At 75.4% G+C, this 25,796-nt stretch carries 24 protein-coding genes and 1 pseudogene; 5 read left to right on the top strand and 20 right to left on the bottom strand.

Annotated elements, in window-relative coordinates; translation table 11 throughout:
* Position 1: 1 nt before the first annotated feature.
* Entirely contained in the window at positions 2 to 1,048 is a 1,047-nt protein-coding gene (oxdA, locus tag PH190_RS06415; RefSeq protein ID WP_274230651.1) for an aliphatic aldoxime dehydratase, read from the bottom strand.
* 201 nt (positions 1,049 to 1,249) lie between these two features.
* Between oxdA and moaA the strand changes: the two genes are divergently transcribed.
* The 3 genes from moaA to PH190_RS06400 all read left to right on the top strand — a co-directional run bounded on the left by moaA (position 1,250) and on the right by PH190_RS06400 (position 3,220).
* On the top strand, positions 1,250 to 2,338 hold the full coding sequence (gene moaA / locus PH190_RS06410; RefSeq protein ID WP_274230650.1) for a GTP 3',8-cyclase MoaA: 1,089 nt from the start codon (positions 1,250 to 1,252) through the stop codon (positions 2,336 to 2,338).
* Positions 2,335 to 2,634, top strand: a complete 300-nt coding sequence (locus PH190_RS06405; protein ID WP_274230649.1) for a MoaD/ThiS family protein — start codon at positions 2,335 to 2,337, stop codon at positions 2,632 to 2,634. The genes moaA and PH190_RS06405 overlap by 4 nt, the downstream gene beginning before the upstream one ends.
* A gap of 106 nt (positions 2,635 to 2,740) precedes the next feature.
* On the top strand, positions 2,741 to 3,220 hold the full coding sequence (locus tag PH190_RS06400) for a methylated-DNA--[protein]-cysteine S-methyltransferase (RefSeq protein ID WP_274230648.1): 480 nt from the start codon (positions 2,741 to 2,743) through the stop codon (positions 3,218 to 3,220).
* 104 nt (positions 3,221 to 3,324) lie between these two features.
* Here PH190_RS06400 and PH190_RS06395 read toward each other — a convergent pair whose 3' ends face one another.
* Positions 3,325 to 4,185 (bottom strand): alpha/beta fold hydrolase, encoded by an 861-nt coding sequence (locus tag PH190_RS06395; protein WP_274230647.1) that lies wholly within the window; start codon positions 4,183 to 4,185, stop codon positions 3,325 to 3,327.
* Positions 4,186 to 4,433: 248 nt separating this feature from the next.
* Here PH190_RS06395 and PH190_RS06390 point away from each other — a divergent pair.
* Positions 4,434 to 4,598, top strand: a pseudogene (locus PH190_RS06390) (IS481 family transposase); the annotation flags it as partial.
* Here PH190_RS06390 and PH190_RS06385 read toward each other — a convergent pair.
* Entirely contained in the window at positions 4,592 to 5,065 is a 474-nt protein-coding gene (locus PH190_RS06385; protein WP_274230646.1) for an HAD family hydrolase, read from the bottom strand. The pseudogene PH190_RS06390 and the gene PH190_RS06385 sit on opposite strands and share 7 nt — an antisense overlap.
* A 4-nt stretch (positions 5,066 to 5,069) precedes the next feature.
* Positions 5,070 to 5,966 carry a DNA-3-methyladenine glycosylase family protein gene (locus PH190_RS06380; protein WP_274230645.1) on the bottom strand — a complete coding sequence of 299 codons (897 nt, stop codon included), beginning with the start codon at positions 5,964 to 5,966 and terminating at the stop codon, positions 5,070 to 5,072.
* A 61-nt stretch (positions 5,967 to 6,027) separates the two neighbouring features.
* Between PH190_RS06380 and PH190_RS06375 the strand changes: the two genes are divergently transcribed.
* Positions 6,028 to 6,426, top strand: a complete 399-nt coding sequence (locus PH190_RS06375) for a VOC family protein (RefSeq protein WP_274230644.1) — start codon at positions 6,028 to 6,030, stop codon at positions 6,424 to 6,426.
* Here the strand turns inward: PH190_RS06375 and PH190_RS06370 are convergent.
* The 16 genes from PH190_RS06370 to PH190_RS06295 form a co-directional block, all read right to left on the bottom strand.
* A complete protein-coding gene (locus PH190_RS06370) occupies positions 6,412 to 7,113 on the bottom strand; it encodes a helix-turn-helix domain-containing protein (RefSeq protein ID WP_274230643.1) in 702 nt (233 codons plus the stop codon). The genes PH190_RS06375 and PH190_RS06370 overlap by 15 nt on opposite strands.
* A gap of 57 nt (positions 7,114 to 7,170) precedes the next feature.
* Entirely contained in the window at positions 7,171 to 8,184 is a 1,014-nt protein-coding gene (locus PH190_RS06365) for a P1 family peptidase (RefSeq protein ID WP_274230642.1), read from the bottom strand.
* A 5-nt stretch (positions 8,185 to 8,189) separates the two neighbouring features.
* Positions 8,190 to 8,822: a thiamine phosphate synthase gene (gene thiE / locus PH190_RS06360; RefSeq protein ID WP_274230641.1), complete on the bottom strand. Its 633-nt coding sequence runs from the start codon at positions 8,820 to 8,822 to the stop codon at positions 8,190 to 8,192.
* The gene (gene thiM, locus PH190_RS06355) at positions 8,819 to 9,616 is read right to left on the bottom strand and encodes a hydroxyethylthiazole kinase (RefSeq protein WP_274230640.1); all 798 of its coding nucleotides are present in this window, start codon (positions 9,614 to 9,616) and stop codon (positions 8,819 to 8,821) included. Before thiM ends, thiE begins: the two co-directional genes overlap by 4 nt.
* 101 nt (positions 9,617 to 9,717) lie before the next feature.
* A complete protein-coding gene (locus PH190_RS06350; RefSeq protein WP_274230639.1) occupies positions 9,718 to 10,596 on the bottom strand; it encodes an SRPBCC family protein in 879 nt (292 codons plus the stop codon).
* Positions 10,597 to 10,694: 98 nt separating this feature from the next.
* A complete protein-coding gene (locus PH190_RS06345; RefSeq protein WP_274230638.1) occupies positions 10,695 to 11,546 on the bottom strand; it encodes an FAD binding domain-containing protein in 852 nt (283 codons plus the stop codon).
* Positions 11,543 to 14,035 (bottom strand): xanthine dehydrogenase family protein molybdopterin-binding subunit, encoded by a 2,493-nt coding sequence (locus PH190_RS06340; protein WP_274230637.1) that lies wholly within the window; start codon positions 14,033 to 14,035, stop codon positions 11,543 to 11,545. Before PH190_RS06340 ends, PH190_RS06345 begins: the two co-directional genes overlap by 4 nt.
* Positions 14,035 to 14,559 (bottom strand): (2Fe-2S)-binding protein, encoded by a 525-nt coding sequence (locus tag PH190_RS06335; RefSeq protein ID WP_274230636.1) that lies wholly within the window; start codon positions 14,557 to 14,559, stop codon positions 14,035 to 14,037. The genes PH190_RS06340 and PH190_RS06335 overlap by 1 nt, the downstream gene beginning before the upstream one ends.
* Positions 14,560 to 14,987: 428 nt before the next feature.
* The gene (gene ppdK, locus PH190_RS06330; RefSeq protein WP_274230635.1) at positions 14,988 to 17,669 is read right to left on the bottom strand and encodes a pyruvate, phosphate dikinase; all 2,682 of its coding nucleotides are present in this window, start codon (positions 17,667 to 17,669) and stop codon (positions 14,988 to 14,990) included.
* Between the two features lie 114 nt (positions 17,670 to 17,783).
* The gene (locus PH190_RS06325; protein ID WP_274230634.1) at positions 17,784 to 18,416 is read right to left on the bottom strand and encodes an MOSC domain-containing protein; all 633 of its coding nucleotides are present in this window, start codon (positions 18,414 to 18,416) and stop codon (positions 17,784 to 17,786) included.
* Positions 18,413 to 19,933, bottom strand: a complete 1,521-nt coding sequence (locus tag PH190_RS06320) for a glycosyltransferase (RefSeq protein WP_274230633.1) — start codon at positions 19,931 to 19,933, stop codon at positions 18,413 to 18,415. Before PH190_RS06320 ends, PH190_RS06325 begins: the two co-directional genes overlap by 4 nt.
* A gap of 138 nt (positions 19,934 to 20,071) precedes the next feature.
* Positions 20,072 to 20,692, bottom strand: a complete 621-nt coding sequence (locus tag PH190_RS06315; RefSeq protein ID WP_274230632.1) for a phosphoribosyltransferase family protein — start codon at positions 20,690 to 20,692, stop codon at positions 20,072 to 20,074.
* Between the two features lie 10 nt (positions 20,693 to 20,702).
* Entirely contained in the window at positions 20,703 to 21,137 is a 435-nt protein-coding gene (locus PH190_RS06310; protein WP_274230631.1) for a PaaI family thioesterase, read from the bottom strand.
* 78 nt (positions 21,138 to 21,215) lie between these two features.
* Entirely contained in the window at positions 21,216 to 21,893 is a 678-nt protein-coding gene (mftE, locus tag PH190_RS06305; RefSeq protein ID WP_274230630.1) for a mycofactocin biosynthesis peptidyl-dipeptidase MftE, read from the bottom strand.
* Positions 21,894 to 21,924: 31 nt separating this feature from the next.
* Complete coding sequence (locus tag PH190_RS06300; RefSeq protein WP_274230629.1) at positions 21,925 to 23,823, bottom strand: oxidoreductase; 1,899 nt, start codon at positions 23,821 to 23,823, stop codon at positions 21,925 to 21,927.
* Complete coding sequence (locus PH190_RS06295; protein ID WP_274230628.1) at positions 23,820 to 25,649, bottom strand: oxidoreductase; 1,830 nt, start codon at positions 25,647 to 25,649, stop codon at positions 23,820 to 23,822. Before PH190_RS06295 ends, PH190_RS06300 begins: the two co-directional genes overlap by 4 nt.
* Positions 25,650 to 25,796 lie beyond the last annotated feature (147 nt).

Raw genomic sequence — 25,796 nt, 5'->3', positions numbered from 1 at the left:
CTCAGTCGGGACGTCGCGCGTCGCGCAGCAGACCCGTCGCCGGGTGGCAGTTGACGTACTCGTAGGACTGGTCGTCGGCGCCGACCACGGAGACCTCGTGGTAGAGCCGCAGCCGGGGCAGCCGCTTGGCGCGGCGGACGTAGGCGACGAACAGGCTGAGGTGGGTCGGGTGCGACTCGGCCCAGCGCTCGAGCCGGTCGAGCGAGCGCCAGTGGCTGATGGCGTAGGTCGCGTCGAGCGGCCGGCCGTCGAGGTGGACGTTGCGCACGTAGCGGTTGCTGTAGCAGCCGAGGCGCTCGCCGCGGTCGCGCAGGAAGTCCATGGCCTCCCGGAGCTCGGGCTCGACCTCCTCGAGGTAGAGCTCGCGCTCCCCGGGCTCGGTCCCCGACCAGTCCTGCCCCGACCGGATCAGCGCCACGTCGTCGTGCCCGACGACGACGGCCCGCCCGGCCGGGTCGCCGCGGACCTCGAGCTCGCCGGAGCCGGTCATGCGGTCGGTCTGCGAGCGGGGGATCCGGTCGCGCATCGCGCCCCAGTAGGCGTGCTCCTGGACCTCGTCGCTCACGCCGTCGAGGACCGCGCCGACGCCCGGCAGCCCGTCGGTGAAGGGGTAGAGGGTCTCGAACCCGTCGACCCGCGGCATGACGACCTCGCGGAAGACCCCGACGCCCGCGCGCAGGCGCTCGTCGGCGTCCCACCAGCCGGCCACCTCCGGGCGCGCGGACCACCGCCGGTAGCGCTCGGGGTCGCGCCAGTAGCCGACGGCGACGAGGTTGTCGCGGCCCTGCGCATCGCGGTGGTGGGTCGTGTCGTGGTGGCCGGGGCCGTCGTCGAGCCCGAACTGGCCGACGATCCGCCGCAGCGTCTCCCGGGCCTCGGCGCGGTGCTCGTCGCCGCGGTACTGGACGCCCAGGTAGGCCATGACGACCTGGGTGACGTCCTCGTGCGCGCGGGCGACGACGATCGGGAACGGCGGCCGGTAGTCGTCGGACGCGCGCCGCGAGAGCGTGCGCGGGCACCGGAGGTGGCGGTCGATCGCGGAGTCCACGGCTCCCCTTCGGTGGAGGGCGTCGGGTCCCGCAGCCTAGCCGGGCACGGTCGCGGGACCCCTCCGATCGGACTGTTTTCCGCACCCGGTCCCGCAGGTGCTCCCGATCTCGGGTGGCGGTCGCCGCAGCTGCGGAGACAGCCCTCCACCTGCAGAGATGCTGATCACCACAGCGCCGCGACGCGGTTAGTGTGGAGCGCGATGACCGCTCTCGACCTCGGTGTGCCGGCCGTCCCCGGGGCCGCCACCTCCACCACGGACACCCGGGGCCGTCCCTCCGACCCCCGGTTGATCGACTCGTGGGGTCGGGTCGCCACCGACCTGCGGGTCTCGCTGACCGACCGCTGCAACCTGCGCTGCACCTACTGCATGCCCGCCGAGGGCCTGGAGTGGATGCCCGGCGAGCAGGCGCTGACCGACGACGAGGTCGTGCGCCTGGTGCGCGTGGCCGTCGAGCGCCTGGGCGTGCAGGAGATCCGCTTCACCGGCGGCGAGCCGCTGCTGCGCAAGGGCCTCGAGGACATCGTGGCCGCCACGGCCGCGCTGTCGCCGCGCCCGGAGATGTCGGTGACCACCAACGCGCTCGGGCTCACCCGCCGCGCCCCCGCCCTCGCGGCCGCGGGCCTGGACCGGGTGAACGTCTCGCTCGACACGCTGCGGCGCGACCGGTTCACCGAGATCACCCGGCGCGACCGCCTCGACGACGTCCTCGCCGGCCTGCGCGCGGCGCGGGAGCACGGGCTCGACCCGATCAAGGTCAACACGGTGCTCATGCCCGGGCTCAACGACGACGAGGCGCCCGACCTGCTGGCCTGGGCCCTCGAGGAGGGCTACGAGCTGCGCATCATCGAGCAGATGCCGCTCGACGCCGGCCACTCCTGGCAGCGCGACCGCATGATCACCGCCGAGCAGGTCCTCGCCTCGCTGCGCACCCGCTTCACCCTCACCGAGGACCCCGCCGAGCGCGGCGGCGCCCCGGCCGAGCGGTTCCTCGTCGATGGCTGGACCACCCCGGACGGGACGCCGGCGAAGGTCGGCATCATCGCCTCGGTGACCCGCCCGTTCTGCGGCAACTGCGACCGGACCCGCCTCACCGCCGACGGGCAGGTCCGCAACTGCCTGTTCTCCGGCACGGAGAACGACCTGCGGGGCCTGCTGCGCGGCGGCGGCTCGGACGACGACATCGCCGACGCGTGGCGCGTGGCCATGTGGGGCAAGAAGCCCGGCCACGGGATCGACGACCCCGGTTTCCTGCAGCCCGACCGTCCGATGAGCGCGATCGGAGGATGATGACCGCTCCCGCCTCCACCACGAGCGCGACCACCGCACCCGCCGCGACGGTGACCGTCCGCTACTTCGCCGGCGCCAAGGCCGCGGCCGGCACGCGCAGCGAGACCGTCGCGGTCCCCCAGGGCGCCACGGTCGCCGACCTGGTCACCGCGCTCGCCGCCGACCACGGCGACGCCCTGACCCGCGTGCTGGGTGCCGCGAGCTTCCTGCTCGACGAGGTCGCGGTGCACGACCGCGCCACCGTCCTGCCCGACGGCGCCGTCGTCGACGTCCTGCCGCCCTTCGCCGGCGGCTAGGGGCTCGCGTGGATGTCAGCGACGTGCCGTTGCGGACACTCGACGTCCGCGACGGCACGTCGCTGACACGCGCCACGCGGTGGGACCGCGCGGGGTTCTTCCCGGTATGAGCGTCGTCCACGACACCGCCATCGGCCCACTGCACCTCGACGCCTCGCCGCGGGGGCTCACCCTGCTGGGCTTCTCCCCCGGTCCCGAGACCGACGACGAGCCCGCGGCCGACGTCCTCGACCTCGCGCGCCGCGAGATCGACGCCTACCTCGACGGCTCGCTGCGCACCTTCACCGTGCCCGTCGACCTGTCCGCGCACCCGGCGTGGGACCGCCGCGTCCTCGACGGGCTCGCGGCGGTCGGCTACGGCGAGACCGTGAGCTACGGGAAGCTCGCCGCGGCCGTGGGTCTCGGTCCGGGTGAGGCCCGGCGCGTCGGCGGGGCGATGGCCCGCAACCCGGTGGCCATCGTCGTCCCCTGCCACCGTGTCGTCGGCGCCGACGGCAGCCTCACCGGCTACGCCGGGGGCCTGGAGCGCAAGCGCACCCTGCTCGACCTCGAGGCCCGGGACACGCTGCTCTTCTCGATGTACTGACCGGACACGTTTGGTTGAGCGCGTGTGACGACACGATCTGAATCTTTCGGACCCTGCCGTCTTTCGCGGTCTCAGACGGCTCCGGCTACCGACCCGTCAGGGGCCTACTTGCTCGCTCGCACGATGGCGCCGGCGAAGATGTCGGGCGCCTCGACCGGGACGAAGTGACCGACCCCGTCCACGAGCTGCACGGTGACCTGCGCGAAGAACTCTCCGACGCGGTCGGACCAGGCGCGCAGGAACAGGGGGTCGTGCTCGGCCCACAGGAACGTCGTGGGGACCATGATCTTCTCGTCGGGGACCGTCTCGCCCAGGTAGCGCGCCACGACGCTTCCGGCCGCTCGGTAGTACCCGATCGAAGCAACGAACGCGCCGGGGGGGCCATACGCCGACGTCAGGTGCTCGAGCCGGGCGGCGTCCACGATGAAGTCAGGGCCGGACCAGTGCGTCCAGAAGTACTCCAGATAGTCCCGCACAACGTCCGGTTTCCCGTCGACGAGCTTCTCGGCCAGGTCGAGATGATGGAAGGACTGATACCAGAACTCGCGAAACGGACCCTCGCTGAGGATCCGTGACCCGACGCCTGGAGCTGGTGGCGTGATGACCATGGCGCTGAGCAGGTCGGGCCTGTCCTTCGCGAGCTGCTGACCGACCCTGCTGCCGATGTCGTAACCGCCCAGCACGACGTGGGAGAGCCCCAGCTCGTCGATCAGTCCCGCGACACTGCGGGCCTGGGCCACCAGGCTGTAGTACTCGCCGGGGTCGCGGAGGTGCTTGTCCGAGGCGCCGAAACCGCGCAGGTCCGGCACGACGACGTCGAACTCGTCCCCGAGCCTCTCGGCGACGGATGCCATGTCTGTCCGGTCCCCGGGCCAACCATGAAGCAGGACCACCGGCGGCCGACCAACCGATCCCAGACGGTCGAAGCTCAGGGTGAACCCATCGACCGGGGCTCCCGTCGCCACCGAGAACACGCTCCTTCCAGCAACGCTTGCCCGCGGCCCGAGCCGCGAGCCGACGCACGCTCCCGCGCGCCGAGCGACCCACCATCGACGATCACCTTCCGCGAACTCCAGTGGCTGGACGGACAACAACCGTCGAGATCAAGCCACTCCCGCACAGCGGCCGGGCTCGTCACCCAGCACCACGAGCACCTCCGCCGCGGGAGCCAACGAGGACTGTCATCCCGGGGCCAACTTCAGTTGACATCGCCACCCGGCCCTACCGACCACAGACGAACGGCAAGATCGAGCGCTTCCACCGCACCATGACCGCGGGCTGGGCCGGGCTGGCTGCACGAGTACAACCACCACCGACCCCACAGCGCCATCGGCAGGCAACCCCGATCACCCGCTTGACCAACCTTTCCGGTCAGTACATCGAGAGCCGGCGCCGCAGGCTCGCCAGCTCCTCGAGCAGCTCGGCGACGTCGTCGACGTCCTCGACCGCGTAGGGCGCCGGGGCCCCGTCCTCCCCCACGCCCACGACGACGTCGCCCGTGCCGCCGTCGGCCGCGACACCCACGGCGACCAGCGCGGTCGCGCCCACCTCGTCCCGCAGCGCGCCGAGGCCCGCCGGGGCGACGACGCGTGCGCCGCCCTTCGAGCCGGACAGGAACATCAGCTCGGCGACCTCGTCGGCCGGCCGGTCGGACACGACGGCGACGGTGGTGGCGGGCAGCGCCATGAGGACGTTGAGCGCCTCGGACGACACCTGCTCGGCGCGGGCCTGGTCGGGGTCGCCCTCGTCCGGGGCCAGCGCGCCGTCGAACGCGCAGGCCACGAGCAGGGTCGGCGTCTCCGCCACGCGGTCGAGCGCGCCCCACAGCGCGTCGTCCGTGTCCACGCGATCACCCTGGCATGGTGTTCACGGCGTGGTCCAGCGCCGCCCAGAGGTGCTGCGTGGCGTAGGCGCGGTAGGGCCGCCAGGTCTCGGCGCGGGCGACGAGGTCGCGGTCGCGGGCCGGCAGCCCGAGGCGCTCGGCGGCGGCGCGGACACCGAGGTCGGTGGGCAGGAAGGCGTCGGGATCGCCGAGCGCGCGCATGGCGACCGAGTCGACGGTCCACGGCCCGATCCCCGGCAGGGCCGCCAGCGCCGTCCGCGAGCCCGGCACGTCGCCCGGGTCGAGCACGACCTCGCCGTCGGCCAGCGCCCGCACCAGCGTCAGCAGCGTGCGCTTGCGGGTGCGGGGCATGCCGAGCTCGTCGGGGTCGACGGCGGTGAGAGCGGGCGCGGACGGGAAGAGGTGGGTCAGCGTGCTGCCGGGGCCGGCGAGCCCGTCGGGCAGGGGCGTGCCGTGGCCGCGCACGAGGCGTCCGGCGTGGGTGCGGGCGGCGGCGGTGGAGACCTGCTGGCCGAGCACCGCGCGGACGGCGAACTCGTCGGGGTCGGGCGCGCCGGGCACCCGCCGGCCCGGGGCCTCGTCGACCAGCGGGCGCAGCACCGGGTCGGTGCGCAGGGTGGCGTCGACGGCCACCGGGTCGGCGTCGAGGTCGAGGACGCGCCGGGCCAGCCGCGCCGCGGCGTCGGCGTCGGCGGGGTCGGTGACGGTCAGCGTCGCGGCGACCGCGTCGGCGCCGGGCCGCAGCGCGACCACACCCGGCCCGCCGGGCAGCGCGAGCGTGCGGCGGTAGGCGCCGTCGTGCCACTCCTCGACGCCCGGGACGGCCGTCGCGACGAGGTGGCCGAAGAGGTTGTCGGGGCACAGCGGGGGGGTGAACGAGAGCGCGCGCTCCTCGACGTGCACCAGCCGAGCATGTCCGATCGCTCCAAGCCCGGCCGCACGGGTGGTCCCTACGGTGACGGCCATGGCACCCCGACTCTCCGTCGTCGAGCTGGTCGTCGCCGACATGGCCGCCACGCTCGCCTTCTACCGACGCCTCGGCATCGACGCCCCGCCCGAGGCCGACGACCAGCCGCACGTCGAGGTCGACCTCGGCGGCGGGCTGCGGCTGGCCTTCGACACCGAGGCCACGATCCGCTCCTTCGACCCCTCCTGGACCCCGCCGACCGGCGGCCCCCGCAGCGCGCTGGCGTTCGCGTGCGACGAGCCGGCCGAGGTCGACGCGACCTACGCGGCGCTCGTCGACGCCGGGTACCGCGGCGAGCGCAAGCCCTGGGACGCGTTCTGGGGCCAGCGCTACGCGACCGTGCAGGACCCCGACGGCGGGTCGGTGGACCTCTTCGCGCCGCTACCCGCCCAGTAGCCCCGTCGGCGTCGTCCCCGCCAGTGACCGGACCTCGCGGGCCAGGTGCGGCTGGTCGGCGAAGCCCTCGACGGCGGCGACCTCGGCCCACGGCGTCCCGCTGCGGGCGCGGGCCAGGGCACGCTGCAGGCGCAGGATGCGACCCAGGTGCTGGGGCCCGTACCCGAAGAGCGGCAGGCAGCGCCGGTGCAGGGTGCGCGACGTGGTGCCGAGCTCGTCGGCGAGCCCCGCGACGTCGTGCCCGCGGGCCAGCGCCGCGAACACCCGGGCGCCGAAGCGCTCGCCGTCCGCGGGTGGCGTGGCCGTGGCCAGCGCGGCGAGTGCCCCGGCGGGGTCGTCGGCGACCCGGTCGGTGAGCCCGCGCGCGGCGGCGGCGGACCACACGGCGTCGAGGTCGACGGTGGTGTCGCGCAGCTGGTCGGCGCGGACGTCGAGGAACCCCGGCCCCCGCCCGTGCGAGAACCGCAGGCCCACGTGCGCCCGGCCGCCGCCGTCGTTGAAGCGCGCGGCCGCGTCCGGCCCGGCGACGACGAGCCCGCGGCCGTCCCAGATCAGGTCGAGGCACCCGTCGGGCAGGATCGTGCCCGGCGCCCCGTCGCTGCTCCACAGCACGACGCCCGGCGCCACCCGCCGCTCGCGGTAGCCCGCCACGGGTTCCATGGTGCCCGGGGTGGGAGCGAGGGTCACGTTCGCTGCCTCCCACGCAGCCAGGGCGTCCCTCGCTCCACGAGACCCCGGACGCCGTCAGCCCACGAGGTCTCGGTACGCGAGCCAGCGCCCGCCCGGCGTCTGCACCGAGCGCGCCGCCAGCACCGCGTGGGCGACGGCGCGGGTGACGCAGTCGGCGCCGGCGGTGAGCAGCTCCTGGAGGCCGGCGAGGTCCGGCGCGGCGCGCTCGGTGGTCGCGAGGCCGAAGAAGGTGTCGCCGTCGGTCATGCCGTGGGCGGGGCGGACGGCGCGCGCGAGGCCGCTCTGCCCGACGGCGGCCAGCTTCGCGCACTGCGCGACCGAGAGCCCGGCGTCGGTGGCGACGACCCCGATCGTCGTGTTCAGCGTCGGCGGAGCCGCGGCGTCGCGCAGGGTCGCCAGCAGCACGGTGCGGTCGGCCGGCAGGGCGGGGGGCTCCACGTCGCCCGCGCCGAGGTGGCGCGCGGCCCACAGCTCGCCGGTCGCCGGGTCGACCGCGGACCCGGCGGCGTTGGCGACCACCAGCGCCGCGACCACCGTGCCGTCGGCGAGCACCGACGACGCCGACCCGACCCCGCCCTTCAGCCCGCCGATCACCGACCCGCACCCGGCCCCGACGACGCCCTGCGCCGGCCGCTCGGCGGAGCACGCGGCGAGCGCCGCGGCGCCGGTGTCGGCGGTCGGGCGGCGGGCGAAGTCCCCGCCCCGGCCCAGGTCGAAGACCACCGCGGCGGGCACCACGGGCACCACCTCGAGCGGCCCCCGGCCCACGGGGAAGCCCCGGCCCTGCGCGCCGAGCGCGTCGGCCACCCCCGACGCTGCCGCGAGCCCGTAGGCGCTGCCGCCGGTGAGCACGACCGCGTGGACGCGCTCGACGAGGGTGCGCGGGTCGAGCGCGTCGGTCTCCCGGGTCCCCGGCCCGCCGCCGCGCACGTCGACCCCGGCCACCGCGCCGTCGGGGCCGGGCAGCACGACCGTCGTGCCCGACAGCGCGCCCTCCCCCGTCAGCTCCGCGTGCCCGACCTGCAGGCCCGGGACGTCGACGATCGTGTTGGTGGCGCCGGGGTGCACGGTGATCAGCCTAGAGGCGCCGGGCGCAGCGCCCGGGCCGCGGCACCGGGGTCCGGGGCGGCGGCGATCGCCGAGCTGATCGCGAGCCCGTCGACGCCGGTGGCGAGCACGGCGTGGGCGTTGTGCGGGCCGATCCCGCCGATGGCCACCGCGGGCACGCCGAGCTCCCGCGCCCCGTCCGCCAGCGCGCGCAGCCCGTCGAGCCCGGTCGCGGGCGCGGCGTCGGGCTTGGTGGCCGTGGTGAAGACCGGGCCGATGCCGAGCAGGTCGACGACGGCCGGGTCGGCGGCGTGCAGGTCGTCGGGCCCGGTCACCGACCAGCCGATCGACAGCCCGTGCCCCGCGACGCGACGGGCCGCGGCCGGCGGGACGTCGTGCCGGCCCAGGTGCACGCCGTCGGCGCCCGCGGCGAGCGCGACGTCGAGGCGGTCGTCGACGATCACGGCGACCCCGGTGCCGGCGAGCGCGGCGAGGACGGAACACGTGGCGTCGTACAGCGCCCGCCCGGTGGCCGCGGGCGCCCGGACCTGCACCGCCGTCACCCCGCCCTCGACGGCCGCGTGCAGCACGGCGAGCGGGTCGGCGGGCCCGTGCACCGGGTCGAGGACCAGGTAGAGGCGCGGGTCGAGAGGTGTCACGCCGGGTCCACCAGGGCCTGCGCCGCGGCGCCGTCGGCGCCCCCGGCCCCGTCGAACAGGGCCAGCTCGTCGAGCCACGCCGGCACGAAGGAGCCGGGCCCGCGCGCCACCGCACCGGCCGCGGCGCCGGTCGCGCCGACGACGGCGTGCGCGGCGAGGGTGGCGGCGAGGACGTCGTCGCCGACGGCGAGGAACGCGGCGGTGACCGCGCCGAGCGCGCAGCCCATCGCCGTCACGCGACCCATCAGCGGGTGGCCGCCGCCGACGCGGTGGACCGTCGCGCCGTCGGTGACCCGGTCGACGACGCCGCTGACCGCCACGACCGTGCCGTGGGTGCGGGCGAGCTCGTCGGCGGCGTCGGCGGCGGCCTCCACCGAGGCGGTCGCGTCCACCCCACGTCCCCCGCCCTCGTGGCCCGCCAGCGCGAGGATCTCCGAGGCGTTGCCGCGCACGACCGTCGGCCCGAGCCCGAGCAGCTCCGACGCCACGCGCGTGCGCAGCGACAGCGGACCGACCCCGACCGGGTCGAGCAGCCACGGCGTCCCCGCGTCCCGGGCGGCGCCCGCCGCCGCGTGCATGCCCTCGGCGCGCGGCCGCGACATCGTGCCCGTGTTGACCACCAGCGCCCCGGCCACGGCCGCGAGCTCGGCGGCCTCCTCGGCGTCCTCGACCATCGCCGGCGAGGCGCCGACCGCGAGCAGGGCGTTGGCGGAGAACGTCGTGGCGACGAGGTTGGTCACGCAGTGCACGAGCGGGGTCCGCTCCCGCACCGTGTCCAGCAAGGACTCGCTCATCCCGGGGGCCTTGCCGCTCGCGCCGCCCCCTACACGAGCGAAGGGCCCCTCCGGTCGAGGAGATCGACCGGAGGGGCCCTTCGCCCAGAACAGGGACGTGCCTACGACGAGCGCCCGCGCACCACGAGGATGATCGCGATGAGCGCGGCGAGCACGCCGGCGCCGATGCCCACGGGGGCGAGGCGCTTGAGGATCGCGTCGCGCGAGCTGTCGAGCAGGTCGATCGCCTCGACCTGCTGGCGACGCTGGCCGGCGGGCTGGGCCGCGGCCTCCCCGGCGGCGCCGGTGGCGCCGCCGACCGAGGCGCCGGGCTTCGCACCCGTGTCGCCCTTGGCGGCCTCGGCCACCGTGGTCGGCATCGCCGCGGCCGTCGGCGCGCCGGAGCCCGACGCGACGGGGGCGGGCGAGGGCGGCGCGGTGACGGGGGCCGCGTCCCCTCCGGAGGCCACGGCCTCCGGGGCCGGCGCGGTGCCGTTGCCGCCGGTCGCGGCGGTGTCGGTGCCCGAGACGGTGGGCGCCGCGGAGCCGCCCGCGCTGCTGCTGCCGAACTCGTCGGCGAGGCAGGACGCGAACTGCCCGAGGATCTTGTCGCCGACGTCGGACATGACGCCGCGGCCGAACTGCGCGGGCTTGCCGGTCACCTGCATCTCGGTGAGGACGTTGACCTTGGTCTTGCCGCCCTCGTCGGTCATCGTCAGCGTCGCCTTGGCCGACGCGGTGCCGTTGCCCCGTGAGTCACGGCCCTGGGCGTCGACGACGACCTTGTGGTTCGTCTTGTCCCGCTCGACGAAGGTGCCCTTGCCCTTGTAGGTCATCGAGATCGGGCCGAGCTTGACCTTCACGGTGCCCGTGAAGTCGTCGCCCTCGTGGGAGTCGAGCGTGGCGCCCGGGAAGCACGGCGTGACCTTCTCGGGGTCGTTCAGGGCGTCGAACACGGTGTCGATGTCCACCGGGACGGTGAACTCGTTCTCGAGCTTCACTCGGTACCTCCTGGGAGGGTGCGGTCCACGACGGAGGCCCGCCCCCGCGGGGTGCGGGAGCGGGCCGTCGTCGTGACTGGTCGGTCGTCGATCGGGGGTCAGCCCGCGGCCGCGAGGACGGCCCGACCCGTGAGCACCCGGGCGAGGTGCTCGCGGTAGTCGGAACCGGCGTCCGCGTCCGCGGTCGGGCTGGTGCCCTCGGCGGCGGCCTGGGCGGCCTTGCGCACATTGTCCTCGGTGGCGCTCTGCCCGACCAGGGCCGACTCGACGGCCCGGGCGCGCACCGGGGTGCCCGCCATGTTGGTCAGGCCGATGCGGGCCTCGGAGATCGTGCCGCCGTCGACCTTCACCGTGGCGGCCACCGCGACGATCGACCAGGCCTGCGCGACCCGGTTGAACTTCTCGTAGCGCGCGCCCCACCCGGTGTACTTCGGGAAGCGGATCTCGGTGAGGAGCTCACCCTCGCCGATGGCGGTGGTGAAGTAGTCCTCGAAGAAGTCCGCCGCCGCCACCGTCCGGGTGCCGTTGGGGCCCGCGATGACGAACTGCGCGTCGAGGGCCAGCGCCGGCGCCGCGAGGTCACCGGCCGGGTCGGCGTGGGCGAGCGCCCCGCCGAGCGTGCCCTTGTGGCGCACCTGCGGGTCGGCGACGGTCTTCGTCGCCTCCTGGATGAGGGCGACGTGCTGGCGCAGCGTGTCGTCCCGGGTGACGTCGTAGTGCGACGTCATGGCCCCGACGACGACCTCGTTGCCCTCCTCCCGGACGCCCTTGAGCTCCGGGATGCCGCCGAGGTCGATGATCAGCGAAGGGTCCGCCATGCGCAGCCGCAGCACCGGCAGCAGGCTCTGGCCGCCGGCCAGGAGCTTGGCGTCGTCGCCGCCGTCGCGCAGGGCCTGGACGGCCTCCTCGACCGTGGTCGGCCGGACGTAGTCGAACTGGGCCGGGATCACAGGTGCCCTCCCTGGGTGTCGCCCTTCGAGATGTCACTGGCGGTGGAGCCGAGGCCCGCACCGGGCGAGGCCACGTTCGCCTCGTCACCGCGGCCCGCGGTGCCCTTGGCGTCGTTGATCGCCGTCCAGACCCGGTAGGGCGTGGTCGGCATGTCGATGTCCTTGACGCCGAGGTGGCGGATCGCGTCGAGCACCGAGTTGACGACCGCCGGGGTGGAGGCGATCGTGCCCGCCTCGCCGACGCCCTTGACCCCGAGCGGGTTGGTGGTCGACGCGGTGGTGGTGTTCGCGGTGTCGAAGCTGATCAGGTCGGCCGCGGTGGGCAGCGTGTAGTCGACCAGCGTGCCCGAGAGCAGGGTGCCCTGGTCGTCGTACGCGGCCTCCTCGAACAGGGCCTGCGCGATGCCCTGGGCGAGACCGCCGTGGACCTGGCCCTCGACGATCAGCGGGTTGATCACGTTGCCCACGTCGTCGACGCACACGTACTTGTAGAGCTGCACGAAGCCCGTCTCGGTGTCGACCTCCACGGCGCACAGGTGCGTGCCGTGCGGGAACGAGAAGTTCTCCGGGTCGAACGTCGCGTGGGCGTCGATGTCGGGCTCGATGCCCTCCGGGTAGTCGTGGGCCGCGAACACCGCGAGCGCGATGTCCTGGATGCCCACGCCCTTGTCGGTGCCCTTGACCGTGAACCTCCCGCCCGAGAACTCGAGGTCGCCCTCGGAGGCCTCCAGCATGTGCGCCGCGATCGGCTTGGCCTTCTCGATGACCTTCTCGGCCGCCTTGACGACGGCGATGCCGCCGACGGCCAGCGAGCGCGAGCCGTAGGTGTCGAGGCCCCGGTACGACGACTGCGTGTCGCCGTGGAGGATTTCGACGTCGTCGAACGGCACGCCGAGCTGGTCGGCGACGATCTGCGAGAACGCGGTCTCGTGGCCCTGCCCGTGCGGGCTGACACCGACGACGACCTCGGCCTTGCCGGTCGGCAGCATCCGGATCGCCGCCGTCTCCCAGCCGCCGGCGCCGTAGTCGAGCGAGCCGAGCACGCGGGACGGGGCGAGACCGCACATCTCGGTGAAGGTCGAGATGCCGATGCCGAGCTGCTTGACGTCGCCCCGCTCACGACGCTCCTGCTGCTCACGCCGCAGGCCGTCGTAGTCGAACATCTGCAGGGCCTGGTCGGTGGCCGCCTCGTAGTTGCCCGTGTCGTAGGTCAGCGTGCTGACCGTGGTGTACGGGAACTCCTCGTGCTTGATCCAGTTCTTCCGGCGGAACTCCATCGGCTCCATGCCGAGCTCGAGGGCCGCCTCGTCCATCAGGCGCTCGATGCCGAAGGTGGCCTCCGGGCGACCGGCGCCGCGGTAGGCGTCGGTGAGCGTCTTGGTGGTGAAGACGTTGGTGCAGTCGAAGCGGTACGCCGGGATCTTGTAGATCGCGTTGAACATGAACGCGCCGAGGATCGGCACGCCCGGCCCGACGAGGCCCAGGTAGGCGCCCATGTCGGCGAGGAGCTTGACGTCCAGGCCGGTGATGGTGCCGTCCTTGGTGACGGACATCGTCAGGTCCTGGATCTGGTCCCGGCCGTGGTGGGCGGTGAGCAGGGACTCCGAGCGGGTCTCGGTCCACTTCACCGGCTTGCCCAGCTTCTGGGCCACCAGCAGCGTCAGGACCTCCTCGGGGGCCACGGCGATCTTGCCGCCGAAGCCGCCGCCGACGTCCGGCGCGATGACGCGGACCTTGTGCTCGGGCAGGCCGAGCGTCAGCGCCAGCATCGTCTTGAGGATGTGCGGCACCTGCGTCGACGACCACATGACCAGCTGCTCGCCGCTGGGGTCGACCACCGTGGAGCGCGGCTCCATGAACACCGGCACGAGCCGCTGCTGACGGAAGCGGCGCTTGACGATGATCTGGTCGTCGTCCGACTCGGCCTTCTGCAGCGCCTCGGCGACGCTGCCGCCCGAGCCCGCCTCGCCGGAGTCGAACACCCACTGCGCGTTGGCGTTGGTGCCGATCTCCGGGTGGACGAGCGTCGCGCCGTCGGCGAGGGCGGCCTCCATGTCGAGGACCGGCTCGAGCTCGTCGTAGTCGACCTCGACCTGCTCGGCGGCGTCCTTGGCGATCGCCGCGCTGCGGGCGACGACCACCGCGACGCCCTCGCCGGCGAAGTTCACGCGGCTGCCGGCCAGGGCCGGGCGCTGCGGGGCCTTCATGTCCTTGGTGACCGGCCACGCGCAGGGCAGCTGCACCTGGTCGGCGCCGAGGTCGGCGGCCGTGTAGACGGCGACGACGCCGGGGACCTGCTTGGCCGCCGACGTGTCGATGCCCTTGATCTCCGCGTGCGCGAACGGGCTGCGCACCACCGAGATGTGGAGCAGGCCGGTGAGGGCCTGGTTGTCGGTCCACCGGGTGCGCCCGGTGATGAGCCGACGGTCCTCCTTGCGGCGGCGGTCCCGCCCGATCTCCTGGGTGGGCGCGTTCTCGGTGGTCGTCATCAGGCGCCACCGCCCGCGACGGTCTGCTTCGCGCCGGCCTCGGCGGTGGGGGACGCGCCCGGCTTCATCTTCGAGGCGGCGTCCTGGACGGCGCGCACGATGTTCTGGTAGCCGGTGCAGCGGCAGAGGTTGCCCTCGATGCCCTCACGGATCTCCTGCTCCGACGGGTCGGGGTTCTCCCCCAGGAGGTCGATCGACTGCATGATCATGCCGGGCGTGCAGTAGCCGCACTGCAGGGCGTGGTTGTCGTGGAACGCCTGCTGCATGGGGTGCAGCTGGCCGTCCCGCTCGAGGCCCTCGATGGTGAGGACCTCGCTGCCGTTCGCCTGGACGGCGAGCACCGAGCACGACTTCACGCTCAGGCCGTCGAGGTGGACGGTGCACGCCCCGCAGTTGCTCGTGTCGCAGCCGATCACCGTGCCCGTCTTGCCGAGTCGCTCACGCAGGTACTGGACGAGCAGCATGCGGGGCTCGACGTCGTCCTCGTAGACGAGTCCGTCGACGGTGGTCCGGATGCGTGCCATGGACCTCACTCCTCACTCGGCCGCGCGACGGGGCACCGGAGCCCGACGGACGTGACCGAGGACGTGGTGGTGGTGGTGTTGCGAACCGTGCCCGCCGCCGTCGCGACGGCGCGCACGCGTTGCCGACCAACTCCGGCGTGGTGGCGGACACATCACACCCCCCTCGTCGGGGTGGCGCAACATCCACTCGGGGCCCGGATCCGGTCGGTAAACGTCCCGGTGGTGGGCCGTTCGAGTGCTGTTTCCGCAGTCGCGGCGACACCGGAACCCTCGCGCCGTACCTGCGGCACGACGACGGCCGAGCGCCGGTGGGCGCCGCCCGAAAGAAGGCGTCCCGGACAGCCGCGCCCCCCTCCGTTCGGAGGGGTGGCGCCGTCACGCGGAGCACACGCGCGGCGACGCCGCGCGAGCCGTCCCCGAGGTCCCGCTCAGGCCTTCGGGGACGTGGCCGCGCGCCCCGCCTCGAGCCGCGCGACGGGGATCCGGAACGGCGAGCACGACACGTAGTCCAGGCCCGCGTGGTGGAAGAAGTGCACCGAGTCCGGGTCACCGCCGTGCTCGCCGCAGATGCCGAGCTTGAGGTCGTGGCGCACCTCGCGGCCCCGCCACGACGCGATCTCGACGAGCTCGCCGACGCCCTCGGTGTCGAGCGACTCGAACGGCGAGACGCCGAAGATGCCCGACTCCAGGTAGTCGGAGAAGAACGAGCTCTCGACGTCGTCGCGCGAGAAGCCCCAGGTGGTCTGGGTGAGGTCGTTGGTGCCGAACGAGAAGAACTGGGCGACCTCGGCGATCTGCGCGGCGACCAGCGCCGCCCGCGGGAGCTCGATCATCGTGCCGATCTGGTGGGCGACGGGCTCGCCGTCCACCAGCGACTCCGGCTCGGCGACCACCTGCGCGATCTCCGCCGCGACCGCCTGCAGCTCCTGCACCGTGCCGACCAGCGGCACCATGATCTCCGGGAGCACCGTGGTGCCCTCCGCGGCCAGCGTCGCCGCCGCGCGGGTGATGGCGCGGACCTGCATCGCGTAGAGCCCCGGCACCGCGATCCCGAGCCGCACGCCGCGCAGCCCCAGCATCGGGTTCTGCTCGTGCAGGCGCCGCACGCTCGCGAGCAGTTCCTCGCGCTCCTCGGTCAGCTCGCCGCGCTCGCGGGCGACGGCGACCTCGACCGAGAGCTCGGTGAGGTCGGGCAGGAACTCGTGCAGCGGCGGGTCGAGCAGCCGGATCGTCACCGGCAGGCCCGCCATCGCCCGGTAGATCGCGGTGAAGTCCTCGATCTGGAGCGGCAGCAGCGTGGCCAGGGCCTTCTCGCGCTCGTCCTGGGTCTCGGCGAGCACGAGCGCCTCCACGAGCTCGCGGCGCTCGCCCAGGAACATGTGCTCGGTGCGGCAGAGCCCGACGCCCTCGGCGCCGAACGTGCGCGCGGTCGCGCAGTCCTCGCCGGTGTCGGCGTTGACCCGGACCCGCAGCCGCCGACCGGCGTCGGCGTGCCGCATGATCCGGTCGACCGCCGCCACGAGGTCGTCGTTCTCGGCGAGCCCGGTCGACCCCTCGAAGTAGGACATCACCGGGCTCGCGACCACGGGGACCTCGCCGAGGTAGACCTCGCCGTTGGTGCCGTCGATGGAGATGGTGTCGCCCTCGTGCACCTCGCGCCCGTCGGCGGCGGTGAGCTTCTTCGCCCGCACGTCGACCTCGAGCTCCTCGGCGCCGCAGACCGCGGTCTTGCCCATGCCGCGCGCGACCACCGCCGCGTGCGACGTGCGCCCGCCACGGCTGGTCAGCACGCCCTCGGCGGCGATCATGCCGTCGAGGTCGTCGGGGTTGGTCTCGCGGCGGACCAGGATGACCTTCTCCCCGGCCCGCGCGCGCCGGACCGCGGTGGCCGAGTCGAACACCGCGAGGCCGCCGGCGGCGCCGGGCGAGGCGTTCATGCCCGTCGTGAGCAGGTCCTTCTCGGCGTCGCGGTCGAACCGCGGGAACATCAGCTGCGCGAGCTGCGCGCCCGTCACGCGCTGCAGGGCCTCGTCCATGTCGATGAGGCCCTCGTCGACGAGCTGGCACGCGACGGTGAACGCGGCGGCGGCGGTGCGCTTGCCGACCCGGGTCTGCAGCATCCAGAGCTTGCCGCGCTCGATGGTGAACTCGATGTCGCAGAGGTCGCGGTAGTGGCGCTCGAGGGTCGACATGATCTCGAGCAGCTGGTCGTAGCAGGCCTTGTCGATCCGCTCGAGCTCGGTGAGGTGCAGCGTGTTCCGGATGCCGGCGACGACGTCCTCGCCCTGGGCGTTCTGCAGGTAGTCGCCGTAGATGCCCTGCTCGCCGGACGCGGGGTCGCGGGTGAACGCCACGCCGGTGCCGGAGTCCATGCCGAGGTTGCCGAACACCATCGAGCAGACGCTCACCGCGGTGCCGAGGTCGGCCGGGATGCGCTCCTGGCGGCGGTAGACGTTCGCGCGCGGGGAGTTCCAGGAGTCGAACACCGCCCGGATCGCGAGGTCCATCTGCTCGCGCGGGTCCTGCGGGAACTCGCGCCCGGCGTGCTCGCGCACGACGCCCTTGAACGTCTCGACCAGGGCGGTGAAGTCGCCGGCGTCGAGGTCGAGGTCGTTCGTCGTGCCCTTGGCCTTCTTGGCGTCCTCGAGGGCGTCGTGGAAGTGCTCGGCCTCGATGCCCAGCACCGTCGCGCCGAACATCTGGACGAGCCGGCGGTAGGAGTCCCAGGCGAAGCGCTCGTCGCCGGCCTGCGTCGCGAGCCCGTGCACCGAGCGGTCGTTGAGCCCGACGTTGAGGACGGTCTCCATCATCCCGGGCATCGAGAACTTCGCCCCGGAGCGCACGGAGACGAGCAGCGGGTCGTCGGCCTGGCCGAGCTGCTTGCCCATCGTCTGCTCGAGGGCCACGAGGTGCTCGGTGACCTCGTCGGCGAGACCGTCGGGCTCCCGGCCGTCGGCGAGGTAGGCGCGGCAGGCCTCGGTGGTGATCGTGAACCCGGGCGGCACCGGCAGACCGAGGTTGGTCATCTCCGCGAGGTTGGCGCCCTTGCCGCCGAGCAGGTCCTTCTGGTCGCGGTCACCCTCGGCGAAGTCGTACACGAACTTGGTCATGTGTCCCGTCCTCGTCCCGTTGCCGTGCTGTCCGGCCGTCCCGCAGTCCTCGTCGGGGAACTCTGGCACGCCCTCGCGCCGACGGACCACGTCCGAGTGCGCGGGATCGCGTGGTCAGGTGCGGCTCAAGCGCTTGCGCGCCCAGGTGTGCCACGAGGACGGCAGGCCCGGCGCGTCGAGCAGGCGGGCGGCGCGCTCGCGGTCGTGGTGGAAGATCGCGAAGGCCTCGGCGACGGTGACGCCGTGGACCGGCCGGTCGGTGATCGTGACGGCGTCGCCGGGCGTGATCGTGCCCGGCCGCACGACGCGGAGGTAGACGCCGGGACGGTCGGCGGCGGCGAAGCGGCGGGGCAGGGTCGGGTCGCCGGCGCGCAGGCCGAGCTTGAAGCACGGGATGCGGGGCTGGACGACGGCGAGCTCGGCGGTACCGATCCGCCAGTGCTCGCCGACGACGGCGTCGCGCAGGTCGAGCCCGGTGGTGGTGAGGTTCTGGCCGAACACCTGGTCGTCCCTCAGGTCACCCACGCTGCGCCACCAGGCGAGGTCCTCGTCGCCGTAGGCGTAGACCGCCTTCTCCGGGCCGCCGTGGTGGACGCGGTCGGCCTGCTCGTCGCCGACCAGGCCCTCCGGCCCGACCTCGACCGGCCCGTCGACGGGGTCCTTCCAGATCGCGGTGCTGGTCGTCTCGCCGTCGCGGGGGCCCGGGACGACCCCCGGCCGGCCGACGGCGACGGTGCGGATCCTCATGACGGCGCCTTTCCGGAGAGGTCGGGGCGCAACGGCGCGACGGTGCGGTGCCGCCAGGCGCCCCACCACAGCCCGGCGCCGTAGGCGAGGTCGTCGAGGCGGTGGGCGACGACGTGCGTCGCGGCGTCGACGGGACCGGCGCCGGGCGGGCGGAAGCGCCACCAGTCGGCGAGGCCCTCGGCGAGGGCGGCGGCGATCGTGGCTCGTCGTATCCGGCGGGACACGAGCGAACCGGCCACGGCGGCGGGCCACCAGTGGCGCGTCAGCGCCCCCGCCGCCTGCCACGCCGCCCCGCCCAGCCCCCACGGCGCCAGCACCGCGGCCAACCGGGCGGCAGGCAGCCAGGGGGCTCGTGACAGCCGGGGGTTGCCAGCCTGGCGTCCACGCTGGCGTTCGACGTCAGGATTTCCACCGGCTCGCTTGCCGGCTCGGGCGTCGTGCAGACCTCGCGCCAAGCGGGCCGTGGCGGCGAGCGTCACCGCGCCGGCCGCGGCGGTGCTCCACCGGCGCTGGACGCCCAGGAGCGCCACGGCGGCGGCGGTCCAGGGGGCGAGGGCGACCGGGGGCACGCGACGAGGGTGGCGCAGGGCGAGCGGGGCCGCGCCGGTGCCGTAGAACGCCTTGCGCGCGAGCCAGGGGCCGACGGCGTCGCGGTGCTCGTGCGCGACCCGCGACGCCGGCTCGTAGCGCAGCCGCCAGCCGTCGGCGGCCAGGCGCCAGACGAGGTCGACGTCCTCGGCGACGGGCATGTCCTCGGCGAAGCCGGTGCCCAGCGCGTCGCGGCGGACGAGCAGCGCGGCGCTGGGGACGTAGGCGACGCGCGAGCGCGCGGTGACGGGGGCGGGGCGCGCGCCGAGGTCGAGGCTGGATCGGCGCTCCTCGTAACGGGCAACCGCCCGCCCCGCGAACGAGCTGGGGGCTCTCCTGACGTTGGACGCCAGCGTGGACGCCAGGCTGGCAACCCCGGACCTCGCGTCGGTCCAGGCGACGATGCGGGGGGCGGCGAGGGCGACGGCGGGGTCGGCGAGGTGCCCGAGCAGCGGGGCGAGCCAGCCGGGTTCGGGCACCACGTCGGAGTCGAGGAACGCCACGAGCGCGCCGGACGACGACGCCGCCCCCGTGTTCCGCGCGGCGGCCGGGCCCCGCGAGACCGGGTGCCGCACGACGCGCGCGTTCCGCTCGCCGGCCACCCGGGCCGTCGCGTCGGGGTCGGCGGAGCCGTCGTCGACGACCACGACCTCGCCGACCCCGGACCCGCGCAGGGCGTCGAGCAGGCGCGCGAGCTCGGCGGGGCGGTCGCGCACGGGCACGACCACCGAGACGTCGGCGGCGTCCGGCGCGTCGGGGTGCGACGGCTCCGGGTGCGCGACGCCGGCGTCGGTGAGCAGGCGCGCCAGCGCCGCGGACGTCGCGTCGGTGACCACCAGCCGCGCGTCGGCCGGGACGGAGCCGCCCCGGGCGAGCCGCGCGACCGCCGCCGGCGCGAGGTGCAGCACCCGTGGCGGCGAGCCGCCCACCAGCGTCCGGCCGCCGTCGACGCGCAGGACCCGGCGGTCGAGGACGACCGTCCACCCCGGCGGGAGACGCGCGGGGCGGGCGGGGGCGAGCGTGGGGGTGGCGATGGCCGGCGAGTCTAGGCAGCCGGCGCGCGCCGGTCAGCGATCCAGCACACGCCGGACGTCGTCGTCGGAGAGCTGGCCGAAGTCGTCGTAGAGGTCGCCGACCGCCCGGAAGTCCTCGGGCACCAGCACGGCCACGACCTCCACGTCGCCCAGTCGCGCCAGCGACGGCGGCGACGCGACCGGCACGCCGAGCACGAGCCGTGCCGGCCGGGCGGCGGCGATCGCGCCGAGGGCCGCGCGCACCGTCACCCCGGTGGCGATGCCGTCGTCGACGAGCACGACGTCCCGACCGGCGGCGCGCGGGCGCCACCCCGCGCCGTAGGCCGCCTCGCGCCGCACCGCCTCCGCCCGCTCGGCGGCGACCGCGTCGGCCAGCGCCTCGGGGGTCAGCCCGGCGTGGTGCAGGGCCCGCTCGAACCACACCGGCTCGCCGTCCACCGCGACCGCGCCCAGCCCCGCCTCGGGCCGCTCCGGCGCGGTGATCTTGCGGGCGACCCCGACGTCGACGTCCGCGCCCAGCACCGCCGCCGCCGCGACCGCCACCGGCACCCCGCCGCGCGCCAGCCCGACGAGCAGCGGGCGGTCGAGCCCGAGGCCGGCCAGCTGCTCGCCCAGCGCGTGCCCGGCGGCGGTCCGGTCGGCGAAGCGGTGCACCGCGCCGATGCTAGGTGGCGCCGACGATCGACTTGGTGACCTGGCTGAGCGCGACCGGCCGGTCCGGCCCGTCCTCGAGGCTCGCGGTGACGCTGACGAAGGCGACCTCGCGGGCCCGCTTGGCGAGCTTGCCGACCACGCGCACGCGCCGGCCCGCCGGCGCGGGGCGCAGGTACTGGGTGGAGATCTGGTGGGTCACCGCGTGCTGCGCCGGCGTCAGCGTCGGGAGCACGGCGAGGTACGCGGCGAGCTCGACGGCGGCGCCGAGCGCGGCGGCGTGCGCCGTCGCCGCGGGCGTGACGGCGAGGCCGGTGACGGGCAGGACGACGCCGTCGAGGGGGGCGTGCGGGTCGACGAACTCGACGCCCAGCGCGTCGGGGAGCGCCACCGCGAGCGCGGCCTCGGCGCGGGCCAGGAGATCGTCGCCGGCGAGCAGTCCGGTCATGCTGCCCGAGTGTCCGCCGGGGGTGTGAACGGCGCGAGGACGAGCGTGGTCGGGCCGCGGTCGTCCGGGCGGCCGGGCTCAGGTGAGGCGCCCGGTCGCCTCGTCGACGACCCACCGTTCGGACGCCGTGCGCAGGCCGGCCACCATCACGGCCACCGTCTCCGCGCCCTCGGCGCCGCTCGCCCCGGTCGGGTCGCCGAGGACGCCGGACGGGCTGACGTCGCGGACCGAGCCGGCGGCGATCGCGGGCATGAGCTCGCGCAGCGGTGCGGTGTTGCCGGGCACGGCGAGGTCGTCGCGGACCGTGCCGGGCGCGAGCGCGAGCATCACCGACGTCTCGTGGCGCCCGGCGTGCGCGTCGGCCCCCGGCACCCCGCACGGGAACCAGGCGACGTCGCGGCCCTCGGCGCGCAGCATCGGCACGGCCACCCGCAGCGCGCCGACGTTGCCGCCGTGCCCGTTGACGAGCAGCAGGCGGCGGGCGAAGCGGCACGCGGAGCGCCCGAGCTCGACGACGACGGCGGCCAGGGTCTCGGTGCCGATCGAGACGGTGCCCGGGAAGCCCTCGTGCTCGCCGGACGCGCCGTAGGGCAGCGCGGGCGCGGTGGGCAGGCCGCTGCGCGCGGCGACGGTGGCGGCGACGGTGGTGTCGGTGCCGAGGGGCAGGTGGGGGCCGTGCTGCTCCGTGGCCCCGATCGGCACCAGCAGCAGCGGGACGTCCGCGCACTCCGCCCACGGGGCCTCGCCGATCTGCACGGCGCCGACCCTATGTGAGTGATTTTCCCGGCTATAGCCGGGAAAACCGCTCACGTACCGCCGTGCCCTCGCGGACCGCGGCGTCGATGCCGCGCGGGGCGAGGCAGTCGCCGACGCGGAAGACCGGGACGTCGGTGACCAGCTCCGGGACGTGCGGGGTCGGCGGCCCCGCGTGCACGACCCAGTCGGCGGGCCACGGCGTGACCTCACCGGTGAGGTGGTGGAGCACGTCGAGCACCAGGCCGTCGTGCGCTGCGAGCACCACCCGGTCCGTGTACTCGGCGATCCCCACCTCGGCGGCGCGGCGGCGCCAGCGCTCGCGGTCGAGGGTCGGCGCGAGGTCGCCCGCCACCACCAGCGCCGGGGTCAACGTCGCCACCGACGCACCCCGGCGCGCGAGCAGCTCCGCGGTCGACGTCGCCGCGTGGCCCCGCCCCTCGTCGACGACCAGCACCCGCCCGCTCGGTGCGACCCGCCCGGTGAGCACCTCGGTGACGTCGACGACCCGCGCGTGCCCGCCCGCCCAGGCCGGGAGCGCCGGGCGCGCGCCGGTGGCGAGGACGACGGCGTCGATCCCGTGCACGTCCTCGACGGGCGTCCGCAGCCGCACGACGACCCCGAGGTCGCGGGCCTCGTGCGCCAGGTCGGCGACGAGGTTCGCCAGCTCCCGGCGCTCGGGGCCCCGGGAGGCGATGGCGAGCTGGCCGCCGAGGACGTCGCGGCGCTCGGCGAGGGTCACCGCGTGCCCGTCCCGCGCCGCCGCGACCGCCGCCGCCAGCCCCGCGGGCCCGCCGCCGACGACGAGCACGCGCGCGAACGGGGACGTCGTGCGCGTAGAAGCAGCGAGATACCCGTTCGCTGCAACAGAGGACTCGCGCCCCGCCGCCGGGTTCACCGCGCACCCCAGCCGCTGGTTCAGCCCCACGCGCGCGATGCACTCCTGGTTGCAGCCGATGCACCGCCGCACCCGCCCGCCCCGCAGGGCCTTCGTCGCGAACCCCGGGTCCGCGATCTGCCCCCGCACGACGCCCACGAGGTCGCACGACCCCGACGCCACGGCCTCGCGCGCCTGCTCGGGCGTCGTGAAGCGCCCCACCCCGAGCACCGGCACCGACACCGCCGCCCGCACCGCCGACGGCACGTGCGCCGCGTACCCCGCCGGCACGCCCATCGGTGGCTCGATCAGCGGCAGGGTCCGGGTGGCGACGCCGACCGCGGTGTTGACGTAGTCCACGAGCGTCTCGACGGCGACGGCCACCGCGACGGCGTCGGAGGTGGCGAGCCCGCCCGCGAACCCCTCGTCGCCCTGGACGCGCACGCCGAGCACCCCGTCGGGACCCACCGCCGACCGCACCGCGCGCAGCACCGCGACCAGGAACGGCAGCGCCCGCGACGAGCGCGCCGAGAACAGCTGCCGGATCAGCGACGCCTGCGAGCACTGGATCTCGACGCCGTCGAGCCCGCCCGCCACCACGTGCTCCGCGACCAGCCCGAACCCGTCCACCAGCCGCGCGAGCCCGGCGTCCGACAGCGGCCGCGGGACCTCCCGGAACATCGGGTCGGGCTCGTCGTCGGCGCCGTCGACCGGCGCCCGGGAGTACAGCGACGACGACTGCCCGCCGTTGTGCCCGAGCTGCGCCAGCACGAGCGCGCCGTGGGCGTGCACGGCGTCGGCGATCGCCCGGTAGCCGGGCACGACCGCCGGGTCGGTGCCGTCGACGAGCTTCTCGTAGGGCCGGTCGGCGGGGTCGACCGACTGCTCCTCGGTGATCACCATGCCGACCCCGCCCGCCGCGCGGGCGCCGTAGTACGCGGCGTGCTGCGCGCTCGGCCGGCGCGCCACGGCGGCGTTCGTCAGGTGTGCGGGGAAGACGATCCGGTTGCGGACGACGCGCGGCCCGAGCCGCAGCGGCTCGCCCAGGACGCTCACGCCAGCAGCTCCCGCGCCGCCGCGTGCCCCTCGCGCACGGCCTCGGCGACGGTCCGCGGCGCGACCGCGTCGCCGACCACGACCAGCCCCGGCCGCGCCGCCACCGCCGGCGCCCGCCGCGGGGCCGCGTCGACGAGCACGGCCGCGGGCCACGACGACAACCCGCCCGTCACGACGTCGGCGACCGTGACGGCCCCCTCCGCGAACCCCACGACCGACGCCTCCGTCACCCGCCGCACCCCGGCGCGCGCCAGGCGGGCCTGGGCGTCGACGAGGTCCCCGGTGCGCGCGAGCCCCGGCCCGACCAGCACCCCCGGCGCCACCACCGCCACCTCGCGACCCTCCCCCGCGAGCCGCTCGGCCAGCGCGACCGCCGCCCCGTCACCGACCGGGTCCTCGATCACCACGGGCCCGGGGGCGACGCCGTCGCGCACGGCCGCCGCGATCGGCACCCCGCGCCCCGGGCGGTCGACGCCGCCGGTCGCGAGCACCACGAGCCCGTCGGACGGCACCTCGGCCGCCGCTCCGAGCTCGACGCCCACCCCGAGCTCGGCGAGCTCGGCGCGGTACCAGGCGACGAGGTCGGCGAACCGCGCCCGCCCGGGGAGCCCGGCCACGTCCCGCAGCAGCCCGCCGACGGCGTCGGCGCGCTCCACCAGCCGCACCGCGGCCCCGGCCAGCGCCAGCGTGCGCGCCGCCTCCAGCCCCGCCGGCCCGGCCCCGACGACGAGCACGGGGGCATCGCCCCGCGGGAGGAGCACCGGAGGAGGAGCCACCGTGCACCCGATCCGCGGGTTCCGGACCTCGCGCACCCGGCACTGCTGGTTGGTCAGCACGCACGGCCGGACCCGCCGGCCGGCGCGCACCCGCTCCACCAGATCGGGGTCCGCGAGCTGGGCGCGCGTCATCTCGACGAGGTCGGCGTCCCCGGACGCCAGGACGTCCTCGGCGAGCGACGGATCCACCACGCTGCCCGCCAGCACCGTCGCCACGCCGGGCACCCGCAGCGACCGGCAGGCGTCCCGCAGGAACCCCGGCGCCGTGTGCCCGTCCGGCCGGGTCGCGCCGACCGTCAGCGCCGAGCCCCGCACGGGCACGACGAGGTCGACGAGACCCGCCACCCGCTCGAGCACCGGACGGGCCGACGCCGGCGTGATCCCCGCCCACGGCGCCAGCTCGTCGACGGTCAGCCGCAGGCCGAGGACCCCGGGCCCGATCGCCGCCCGCACGGCCGTCAGCACCTCGACCAGCAGCAACGCACGGTCCGTCCCGTAGGCGTCGTCGCGGTGGTTGGTCAGCCCGGAGAGGAACTGCCGCAGCAGCGCGTGCTGCCCCGCCTGGACCTCGACCCCGTCGCAGCCCACCTCCAGGGCCGCCGCCGCCCCGGCCGCGAACCCCGCCACCACCTCGGCGATCCCGGAGGCCGGGAGCACCGCCGGCACCTCCCCGCTCGCCGGGTCCGGCACCGCCGACGGGGCCCACAGCGGCCCGCGGGTGTACGCCGACGAGCCCTGCCCGCCCGCGTGCCCGAGGCCGGCGAGCACGAGCGTCCCGAACGGCCGGCAGGCGTCCGCCACCGCGGCCCAGCCCGCCGGGCAGGAGGCGGCCAGCGGCGCGTCCTCGTACGGGTGGTCGGCGGCGACCACCGACGCGACCTCGGTGACGACGACGCCCGCCCCGCCGGCCGCGCGGGCGCGGAGGTGCGCGACGTGGTCGTCGGAGAGCGCGCGCGGGTGGTGCGGGTCGGCGAGGTGCGTGACGTGCGGACCGAACAGCACCCGGCTCGGCGCGGCGCGGCGGCCGACCGCGATCTCCTGGCCCAGCACCGGCGGCACGGTAGTCCGCGGCGGCGAGGTCGGCCGGGTGGCGAGCGAGCCGAGCTTCGGCACACATGCCGCCCGATCGTGGTCGATCACGCCTGCGCACCGGCCTGTTGATCACCCAGCGTTACCGTGTTACCCGTTTGTGACGTG

Source organism: Actinomycetospora straminea (genome assembly GCF_028737255.1).
Taxonomy (GTDB): Bacteria; Actinomycetota; Actinomycetes; order Mycobacteriales; family Pseudonocardiaceae; genus Actinomycetospora; species Actinomycetospora straminea.
Note: the sequence above shows the minus strand (reverse complement) of the source record. Positions and strands in the feature narration are given on the sequence as shown.